The organism is Thalassospira permensis NBRC 106175 (assembly GCF_000714555.1).
Lineage (GTDB): Bacteria > Pseudomonadota > Alphaproteobacteria > Rhodospirillales > Thalassospiraceae > Thalassospira > Thalassospira xiamenensis.
Map to the genome: position 1 here is coordinate 96,694 of NZ_AUNC01000007.1, position 8,887 is coordinate 105,580.

At 56.9% G+C, this 8,887-nt stretch carries 10 protein-coding genes; 5 read left to right on the top strand and 5 right to left on the bottom strand.

Annotated elements, in window-relative coordinates; all coding sequences use genetic code 11:
* Nucleotides 1-21: 21 nt before the first annotated feature.
* Nucleotides 22-459 carry an Lrp/AsnC family transcriptional regulator gene (locus SMB34_RS05425; RefSeq protein ID WP_037988237.1) on the bottom strand — a complete coding sequence of 146 codons (438 nt, stop codon included), beginning with the start codon at nucleotides 457-459 and terminating at the stop codon, nucleotides 22-24.
* A 213-nt stretch (nucleotides 460-672) separates the two neighbouring features.
* Here SMB34_RS05425 and SMB34_RS05430 point away from each other — a divergent pair, with 213 nt between their 5' ends.
* Nucleotides 673-927, top strand: coding sequence for a DUF1127 domain-containing protein (locus SMB34_RS05430; protein ID WP_037988239.1), 255 nt, complete (start codon nucleotides 673-675; stop codon nucleotides 925-927).
* On the opposite strand, the gene maiA is transcribed toward SMB34_RS05430, so the two are convergent.
* The 3 genes from maiA to hmgA form a co-directional block, all read right to left on the bottom strand.
* On the bottom strand, nucleotides 924-1,574 hold the full coding sequence (gene maiA / locus SMB34_RS05435) for a maleylacetoacetate isomerase (RefSeq protein ID WP_037988240.1): 651 nt from the start codon (nucleotides 1,572-1,574) through the stop codon (nucleotides 924-926). The two genes, SMB34_RS05430 and maiA, sit on opposite strands and share 4 nt — an antisense overlap.
* On the bottom strand, nucleotides 1,571-2,590 hold the full coding sequence (locus tag SMB34_RS05440; protein WP_037988242.1) for a fumarylacetoacetate hydrolase family protein: 1,020 nt from the start codon (nucleotides 2,588-2,590) through the stop codon (nucleotides 1,571-1,573). The genes maiA and SMB34_RS05440 overlap by 4 nt, the downstream gene beginning before the upstream one ends.
* Before the next feature lie 63 nt (nucleotides 2,591-2,653).
* Nucleotides 2,654-4,033, bottom strand: coding sequence for a homogentisate 1,2-dioxygenase (gene hmgA, locus SMB34_RS05445; protein WP_037988244.1), 1,380 nt, complete (start codon nucleotides 4,031-4,033; stop codon nucleotides 2,654-2,656).
* 79 nt (nucleotides 4,034-4,112) lie between these two features.
* On the opposite strand from hmgA, the gene SMB34_RS05450 reads away from it, so the two are divergent.
* Nucleotides 4,113-4,550 (top strand): MarR family winged helix-turn-helix transcriptional regulator, encoded by a 438-nt coding sequence (locus SMB34_RS05450; protein WP_037988246.1) that lies wholly within the window; start codon nucleotides 4,113-4,115, stop codon nucleotides 4,548-4,550.
* Here the strand turns inward: SMB34_RS05450 and SMB34_RS05455 are convergent.
* Nucleotides 4,507-5,412: an IclR family transcriptional regulator gene (locus SMB34_RS05455; protein ID WP_037988248.1), complete on the bottom strand. Its 906-nt coding sequence runs from the start codon at nucleotides 5,410-5,412 to the stop codon at nucleotides 4,507-4,509. The genes SMB34_RS05450 and SMB34_RS05455 overlap by 44 nt on opposite strands.
* A 187-nt stretch (nucleotides 5,413-5,599) precedes the next feature.
* On the opposite strand from SMB34_RS05455, the gene SMB34_RS05460 reads away from it, so the two are divergent.
* Genes SMB34_RS05460 through SMB34_RS05470 form a run of 3 tightly spaced genes read left to right on the top strand, consistent with a single transcriptional unit; the run spans nucleotide 5,600 to nucleotide 8,504 of the window.
* On the top strand, nucleotides 5,600-6,658 hold the full coding sequence (locus SMB34_RS05460) for a TRAP transporter substrate-binding protein (RefSeq protein WP_037988250.1): 1,059 nt from the start codon (nucleotides 5,600-5,602) through the stop codon (nucleotides 6,656-6,658).
* Nucleotides 6,655-7,191, top strand: a complete 537-nt coding sequence (locus tag SMB34_RS05465) for a TRAP transporter small permease (protein WP_037988252.1) — start codon at nucleotides 6,655-6,657, stop codon at nucleotides 7,189-7,191. Before SMB34_RS05460 ends, SMB34_RS05465 begins: the two co-directional genes overlap by 4 nt.
* Nucleotides 7,191-8,504, top strand: a complete 1,314-nt coding sequence (locus SMB34_RS05470; RefSeq protein WP_037988253.1) for a TRAP transporter large permease — start codon at nucleotides 7,191-7,193, stop codon at nucleotides 8,502-8,504. Before SMB34_RS05465 ends, SMB34_RS05470 begins: the two co-directional genes overlap by 1 nt.
* Nucleotides 8,505-8,887 lie beyond the last annotated feature (383 nt).

Genomic DNA, 8,887 nt, shown 5'->3' on the forward strand with positions numbered 1-8,887 from the left:
CGGGCTTGATGCCCGCCGTTTTTATTTAAGCGACCCCAGAACCGCGAGGCTCTCATAGCGCTTGATATAGGGCTGATGAAAAACCCGATCCACGAACGCGCTATATTCATCCATATCGGCGACCTGAATGCGCAGGACAAAATCATGCGCCCCGGTCACGTGATGGCATTGCACGACTTCGGGCATTTTGCCGAATTCCTCGCGCATCAGCATATAGCGATCCGGCCGGTCACGATCCATGGTCAGCAAAACAATGATCATCATCCGTTTGCCAAACACCTTGGGGGATACCACGGCAACGTCGCGCTCGATCACGCCGCTTTCGCGCAAACGCTGCACCCGGCGAAGACACGCCGCCGATGACAATCCCACCTGTGCCGACAATTCATTTCCCGTCAGGCGACTGTTCTGCTGCAACAGTTCCAGCAGGCGATAGTCGAATTTATCAAGTTCGGTCAAAATGCCCCTGCCCCAAACCCATGGTCTTCAATAACGCCCGAAACAATGACCGAACCGGGCCGATAAGAAAAATCGTTTTTACGTAAAATTTGCGGAAATTTCGCACGCTTTTGCGATCTTTGCGCACCGAACTCGCGCAAGGCAGGCTAATTTTTACCTGTGTTCGAAACCGATCTCGAACTCATTAGCAAAGCAAACTAGCGAGCCAGCATCATGCCAGCACAGATCACGACAAACTCCCTCGTCGCCACCGCCCCCCATGCCGGGCCGACCGCGCACGCGTCGTTCGGCACATTTGTCTGGCGCTGGCTCGTCCTTTCGATCCGCCACATTGCGAAACGTCGCAAAATTGCGCGCGATGCCGCATTGCTGCGCGACTATCCCGATTTCATGCTGCGCGATATCGGACTTGACCGCAGCGCTATTGAACAGGCCTGCCAGACCGGCAAGCCGGCCAGCAGCAATTAACGCGGACAAAGATCAGGATGGGCGCGCGCAAACGCGTCCATCGCAAGGCACCGCTCGGCAATCTGGTTGACCATCGGAAGGTGGCTTAAATCGACCTCCCACCGACGCGCATTATAAATCTGCGGAATCAGACAGATATCGGCCATTGATGGCCGGTCACCGTGGCAAAAGCTGCCCGTGCCCGGATGGTCCAGAAGGCGTTCAAACGCTTCAAGCCCCTCGCCGATATATTTCCCCATCCATTCCAGCCGCACCTTCGCCGGGTCCTCGCCGTGGGCCTCCGCCTGCTTCATGATATTGCCGACAACACCCAGATTACAGACCGGGTGAATATCCATGGCAATCGCGTGTGAAAGTGCGCGCACGCGTTGCCGCCCGACCGCGTCCTTGGGCAGGAAACCCGCATGGCTGCGGGTCTCATCCAGATATTCGATGATTGCGAGGGACTGGGTTAGCACAAGCCCGTCGATCTCAAGGGCGGGCACCAACCCCTGCGGATTGCGTTTGCGGAAATCAGGCGCTTTATGCGCCCCCGCCACAAGGTCAATCGCAACGGTCTGATACGCCATATCCATCAGCGAAAGCGCAATCCTGACCCGATAGCTGGCCGAAGACCGCCAATAATCATACAGGATGACGTCGCTCATGGTGCGTACTTCACAACGCTCTGGTCAATCGCGCCAAAGATCGACTGACCATTGGCATCGCGCATCTCGATCCGGACCTGATCCCCAAACTGCATGAACGGCGTTTCCGGTTTGCCGTTTTCAATGGTTTCGATCATGCGGATTTCGGCAATGCAGGAATATCCCGCCCCGCCCTGTGCCACCGGCTTGCCCGGCCCACCGTCAAGCTTGTTCGAAACCGTGCCCGACCCGATGATCGATCCGGCACAAAGCGGGCGGGTTTTCGCCGCATGCGCGATCAGTTGGGCAAAATCAAAGGTCATATCGACCCCGGCATTGGCCCGGCCAAATGGCTTGCCATTCAGATCAACGCAAAGCGGCAGGTGAACCTTGCCACCATCCCACGCATCGCCAAGTTCATCGGGCGTCACCGCCACCGGCGAAAAGGCCGAGGACGGCTTGGACTGGAAAAAGCCAAACCCCTTGGCAAGTTCACCGGGGATCAGACCCCGCAACGACACATCATTAACCAGCATGATCAAACGGATCGCATCGCGCGCCTGATCAAGTGATGCGCCCATCGGCACATCACCCGTGATGACGGCAATCTCGCCTTCCATATCAATGCCCCATGCCGTATCGGCCATGCGGATATCATCACGCGGTCCCAGGAAACTGTCCGAACCGCCCTGATACATCAGCGGATCGGTCCAGAATGTTTCGGGCATTTCCGCACCGCGCGCCTTGCGCACCAGTTCGACATGATTGACATAGGCCGATCCATCCGCCCACTGAAACGCACGCGGCAACGGTGAATGCAGCTTGGCTTCATCAAGCGCGAAACGTTTGGCAATCGTCGATCCGGCGGCGATTTCATCGGCTAGTTCACTGAGGCGCGGCGCAACTTTGTCCCAGTTATCAAGCGCTGCCTGCAATGTCGGCGCAATCGCACTGGCATCGACATATTCGCCAAGGTCTTTGGTCACCAGAACAAGCTGGCCGTCACGGGTGCCGTTTTTAAGGGTTGCGAGTTTCATCGGTTTTATGCCTCCGGCATTCCTGTCGTTAAGTCCTGTGATGTTCTTTTTACCGGTCGCCGTTTACGGGCGACCTTCCGGCGTGCCATCAAACTTGCGTTCCAGCCCGTCCCAGCAATCAAGATAATCATCCTGAAGCGTCTCAAGCTCGGCGGCAAATTTCGTCAATTGCTGCGGAAAACGGGTTTCAAACATGAAGGCCATCGTGCCCTCAAGCTTCTGCGGGCCAAGCTCGCCGTTTGATGCCTTTTCAAAGCCAAACGCATCCGGGCCATGGGCCAGCATCATGTTATGCAGGCTCATGCCACCGGGAACGAACCCCTTTTCCTTGGCATCATACTGACCACAAATCAGCCCCATGAATTCCGACATGATATTGCGATGATACCATGGCGGGCGGAAGGTATGTTCCGCCACCATCCAGCGCGGCGGGAAGATGACAAAATCGATATTGGCCGTCCCCGCCTCGCCCGATGGGGCGGTCAGCACGGTAAAGATCGACGGATCGGGATGATCAAACAGGATCGCACCCACCGGCGAAAATGTCCGAAGATCATATTTGAACGGCGTGTAATTGCCATGCCACGCCACCACATCAAGCGGCGAATGCCCGATCCCGGTTTCATGAAACTGCCCGCACCATTTGATCAGGATCCGGCACGGGGTTTCCTTATCCTCATAGGCCGCCACGGGTGTCTTGAAATCACGCGGATTGGCAAGGCAGTTGGCCCCAATCGGCCCGCGTTCCGGCAGGGTGAATTTCGCCCCATAGTTTTCGCAGACATAACCGCGCGCCCCGCCATCAATCCCGGGTGTCAGGATCGAAACCTTGAACATCATACCGCGCGGGATCAATGCGATTTCAAGCGGCGCGACATCCATGATGCCAAGTTCGGTAAAGATGCGAAGCGTGCCGCTTTCGGGCACCACCAGCAATTCGCCATCCGCATTGAAAAAATAATCGTCCACCATATCGGTGTTGCACACATAAACGTGGCTTGCCATGCCGGTCTGGGTCATGGCATCCCCCGCCGTGGTCACGGTTCGCATACCGGAAATGAAATCGGTTGGCGTGCTTGGCATCGGCACCGGGTCCCAGCGCAACTGACCAAGTGCAAGGCTATGGTCATTCACACACGGGGCGGTTTTCCATTCCGGCAGGGCAAAGGATTTGAACCGCCCGTTATGGCGCACGCTCGGCCGCATGCGATAAAGCCACGACCGTTCATTGGTGCCGCGCGGCGCGGTAAAGGGTGACCCCGAAAGCTGTTCGGCATAAAGGCCATAGGCGCATTTTTGCGGGCTGTTCTGCCCCTGCGGCAAGGCACCGGGCAGACTTTCGGTTTCGAAATCATTGCCAAAACCGGGCATGTAACGCAGATCGTTCGCAACGCCGTTTTCAGCACTTCCGGCGGTTCCATTGGTAACGTTGTGATCCGTCATTGCCTTTTTCCTACCAATCTTCGATATAGTTACATCCGTAACTGTAATTTTTGTAACTATCAAACAGCCTTTTAAAGCCATGAAATCCGAGAAATCCGAATTCGATCTGCACCGCTTTCTGCCGTTCCTGATGCATCACGCCAGCGAAAAGGTCAGTCTTGGCTTCCGCGATATCTATCGCGACCGATACCGGATGACGCGATCCGAATGGCGGGTTCTGGCAACCCTTGGGCAATATGGCCGACTTACCGCGACCGAAATCGTCACCCATACGGGGCTTCATAAAACCAAGGTCTCGCGTGCCGTTTTCTCCATCGAACAACGCCGCTGGCTCCGACGCGCCCAGAACGAAAATGATCGTCGCGTTCACCGCCTTGAACTGACCTCGCAGGGCCAATCGGCCTTTCAATCACTGTGCGAGGCGGGCATCGCCTATGACAAAAAGGTCCGCGATTTTCTGGGCGATGCGGATTTCAAACGCCTTTCCGACCTCCTGACAAAGCTGAATGATCTTTGATAATTGCTGTTTGACTGTCCTCGGCCTCATCGCGCGGCTTCCCGCCCCAGCTCTGGGTGAAATCGGCAATCGCACGCAAAAACACGTCAAAGGCCGGTTGCCCCGGCTGGAAATAATTGGCCTTCGGGTTCATCAGCGTCACGCAACACGCCACCGCCCCGTCCAGATTATAGACCGGCGCACTGATCGCCGATAAGCCCGGCACGATATCGCCTTCGATCACCGCCGCACCGCGTTCGCGTGTCGCGGTAATCAGCCGATCCACCGTGGCATCATCCCAATGCAGGATATCCTGCTCCGCCCGAATGACATGCTCAATCGCCCCGCGCGGCATGGTCGATAAAAACGCCTGCCCGGTGGCGGATCGCAATAACGGCATCACCGTGCCAAGCCCCATGGTCGATATGATAGGCGGCCCGCCATGTTCGGTCCTGATCAGGACCGGGCCCCGTTCGCCCCAGATCGCCAGATGCCCGGACGACCGCAATTCAATCGCCAGATTGCGCAAAAGCCGCCCGGCCCGCATCACAACATCATTGCGTTCAATCGCCGAAATCCCCATCCGCAACGCCATCGGCCCCAGGCCATAAAGCCCGGTCAGATCATCCTGCCAGGCAAGACCGATCCGCACCAGACTGGCCAGATAGCGATGAACCTTCGCCGGCGGCATATCCACCGCCGCCGCCAGATCCTTTAACGGCACCGGGAATTTGAAGTCGCACAATGCCGCAATGATCACGCCACTGACCTCGACCGACTGAATGCCCTTGCGCGTATCGGCGGCATCAACAGCATCAACCGCGTCCGAAATATCGATGTCGCTATCCGCAATCGGGATGTTTTTCGATGGGGCTTTGGTCAAAATTTACCTGCATAAATTTCATATTGCGTAATTGATTATATATATCATAATTCCAATTCAAAGAAAAAACAGCACTCCACACCGATGATCAGAACGTGGAAAGCCCATAAGCGGCCGTGATGCGCCCTTGGCACCGGACCGATCAAAAGCACGATCAAACACATGATCAGAAAACAGGGAGAGGAACATGAAACCGATGAAACTTCGCAACACACTGCTTGGGCTTCTGGCCGGGGCAACCATTCTGGCCGGTGCGGGCATGGCCCACGCTGCCGATATCACGCTAAAGGTCAGCCACTATCTGCCGCCAAGCCACGGCTTCCAGAAAGACTTCCTCGAAAGCTGGGGCAAGGAACTGTCGGAAAAAACCAACGGCAAGGTCGAAGTCGAAATTTATGACGCGACATCGGCCTTTGGCAAAATCGACCGTCAGGCCGATCAGGTCCGCGCAGGTGTGATGGATATGGCCGTTGGCCTGAACGGCATTCCGCGTGACCGCTATCCGGCCGCCTCGATTATTGAACTGCCATTTCTGGTGAAATATGCCGATTCCGGGTCTGAAACCCTTTGGACGCTTTACAAGGAAGGTCTGCTTGGCAGCGACTATAAAGACTTCAAGCTCCTTGCCCTGTTCACCCATCCGGGCGGCCTGATCCATACCCTTGATAACCCGGTTCGATCCCTTGACGATCTCAAGGGCCTTCGCCTCAGAACGCCAAGCCCGGCGATTTCGGCGATGCTGGAATCCTTTGGCGCATCCCCGGTCGGCCTGCCGCCATCGGCGATTTACGAAAACCTGCAAAAGGGCAATATCGAAGGTCTGGTTGCCACCTGGGATCTGGTCAACGCGGTCAAGGCCAACGAACTTCTGAAATATCACACCGATGCGGCGGCCTATACCGCCGGCTTCTATTTCGTGATGAACCAGAAAAAATATGACAGCCTGCCCGATGATGTCCGTGCGGCCATTGACGAGATTTCAGGCGACGTCCTTGTCGGCAAATTTGGCGACTGGTGGAACAAATGGGAAGCCGTTGGCAAGGCCAACGCCGAACAGCATGGCAATGAAATCATCATGATCGATGACGCCACCCGTGCCAAATGGCAGGAAGCATCCCAGCCGATGATCCAGGAATACCTTGCGGGCCTCAAGGAAAAGGGCGTCTCCGACCCCGACGCCATATACAAGCGCGCACAGGAACTGATCGCGGAATTTGATGCCAAATATCACGCTGGCGACAAATGACGGGACGTGCTGAAAAATCCGGTGGATCGCGGCTTTATGCCGCGGTTCACCAAATGGATCACTTGATGAACCGGCTGACCGACATTCTGGCCTTTGTCGGCATGGCGGCCTTGATCGGGGCGATTGCCATTGTGGTTGTCGATATCATCTGGCGGCGCATTGGCGGGCAATCGCTGGTCGGCGCGGTTGACCTCACCCAGTTTTGCGTCATGGCCGCCGCATCATGGGCAATCCCCTATGCTTTTAGTGCGCATGCCCATGTCACGGTTGACCTGATCGGCAAGAACCGCCTTCGCATCCTGTTTAAAACCATTGATCGATTGATCCCGCTTTTATGCGCCGGGCTGATGGCCTTCCTGCTTTATCTGTCGTGGGGGCGCGCGATGGAACAATGGACCTATGGCGATGTATCGCAGAACCTTGCGATCCCGATGATCCTGTTCTGGGCCTTCCTTCTGACCGGCATGGCGATCTCGACACTGGTGTGTCTTGTGCAATTTCTAAAACTGCTTTTAACGGACGAGAAGAACTGATGGCGACGGAATGGGCGGGATTGATCGGGTTTGTGGCGGCTCTCGCACTGGCCCTTTTGCGTGTACCGGTCGCCGTGGCGATGGCGGTTGTCGGCATCGTCGGCACCCTGCTTCTGACCGACTGGATGTCGGCAAGCTACGTCATGGCAAGCCTGCCGTTCGAGGCGATATTCCCCTATGGCCTTTCGGTGGTGCCTTTATTCATTTTCATGGGCGTGTTCGCATCCCATTCCGGGCTATCAGGCAATCTGTTTCGCGGCATTACCGCATTTTCCGGCCATCGTCCGGGCGGCTTGGCCGCGTCCAGCATCGGGGCCAGCGCGGTATTTGGCGCGATTTGCGGATCATCGCTTGCGACCTGTGCGACCATGGGCCGGGTGGCCCTGCCTGAAATGCGCCAACGCGGCTATGCCAAAAGCCTTGCCGGGGCATCGATTGCTGCGGGCGGAACGCTTGGCGTTCTGATCCCGCCCTCGATCCTGCTCGTGATCTACGCGCTCATGACCGAACAATCCATCGGTGCCCTGTTTGCCGGTGCGATGATCCCGGGCCTTCTGGCGACGGTGCTTTACATCATCTCCATCCGCATTCAGGTCATGCGAAATCCTTCATTGGCCCCGGTCAGTGACTATGTCCCATGGTCACAGCGCTGGGGGGCATTGCTGCGCATGTGGGATGCCATCGTCTTGATCGTTCTGGTGATCGGCGGGATTTATGCCGGCCTGTTTTCCCCCACAGAAGCCGCGGCCGTTGGTGCCGGTGGTGCTCTGCTGTTTGCGTTCCTGCGCAAACGCCTGAACTGGACGGTTTTACGCACCGGCATTCGCGAAACCGCTGGCATGACCGGGATGATCTTCCTGATCCTTATCGGGGCCGCACTTTTCAATTTCTTCATCGAAACCAGCGGCCTGACCCAAACCCTCGTCGACTGGATCACGACACAGGGCTATTCGCCGCTTGTCGTGCTAATCGCCCTTCTGGTGTTTTATGTCGTGCTCGGATGCTTCATGGACAGCCTTTCCATGATCCTCCTCACCGTGGTTCCGGCATATGGCGTGATCACCGGGGTTGGTTATGATCCGATCTGGTTCGGGGTTGTTCTGGTATCGGTTGTTGAAATCGGCCTGATCACGCCGCCGATTGGCATGAACCTGTTCATCATTCAGGGCGTGTCATCGGACATGACGATCACCACCCTGTCACGCGGCATCCTGCCCTTCCTCGCCGCCGATTTCATCCGCGTGATCCTGATGGTCGCCATCCCCGGTCTGGTTTTGTGGCTGCCGCATCTTCTGGGGTTTGGTGCCTACTAGCGATCAGGCCCCGGTGTAGCCGTTTTCGACCCATGCCGGAAACCCGCCCCAACCCCGGACAAGGGCAACAGCATCATCGATGGCAGGACACACACCCCGCCATCGATGATCAGCCTTTCGGCATGTCCGAACGCTCCATCGGCCCAATCACCAACAACGCCAGGCAACGACGATCCCGCCCCCATCCAACCTCAGACCGCTGACAAAGCATTCCCAACCTGATCGTCATTCCCGCGAAGGCGGGAATCCAGTCTCTTTCAATCGGGCACGGATTCCGGGTCTGCGCTCCACTGCGCCCGGAATGACGATTTGATCAGCCACCAAACCAATCCAGCCACCCCGCAGCCCCCGGAATCGCCAAACGCCACCGACCGGGTGGGCCA

Excerpts from the sequence above, each read along its gene's own strand:
- SMB34_RS05430 (WP_037988239.1), top strand. The coding sequence starts at position 673 with ATGCCAGCACAGATCACGACAAACTCCCTCGTCGCCACCGCCCCCCAT.
- maiA (WP_037988240.1), bottom strand. The coding sequence starts at position 1,574 with ATGAGCGACGTCATCCTGTATGATTATTGGCGGTCTTCGGCCAGCTAT.
- SMB34_RS05440 (WP_037988242.1), bottom strand. The coding sequence starts at position 2,590 with ATGAAACTCGCAACCCTTAAAAACGGCACCCGTGACGGCCAGCTTGTT.
- hmgA (WP_037988244.1), bottom strand. The coding sequence starts at position 4,033 with ATGACGGATCACAACGTTACCAATGGAACCGCCGGAAGTGCTGAAAAC.
- SMB34_RS05450 (WP_037988246.1), top strand. The coding sequence starts at position 4,113 with ATGAAATCCGAGAAATCCGAATTCGATCTGCACCGCTTTCTGCCGTTC.
- SMB34_RS05460 (WP_037988250.1), top strand. The coding sequence starts at position 5,600 with ATGAAACCGATGAAACTTCGCAACACACTGCTTGGGCTTCTGGCCGGG.
- SMB34_RS05465 (WP_037988252.1), top strand. The coding sequence starts at position 6,655 with ATGACGGGACGTGCTGAAAAATCCGGTGGATCGCGGCTTTATGCCGCG.
- SMB34_RS05470 (WP_037988253.1), top strand. The coding sequence starts at position 7,191 with ATGGCGACGGAATGGGCGGGATTGATCGGGTTTGTGGCGGCTCTCGCA.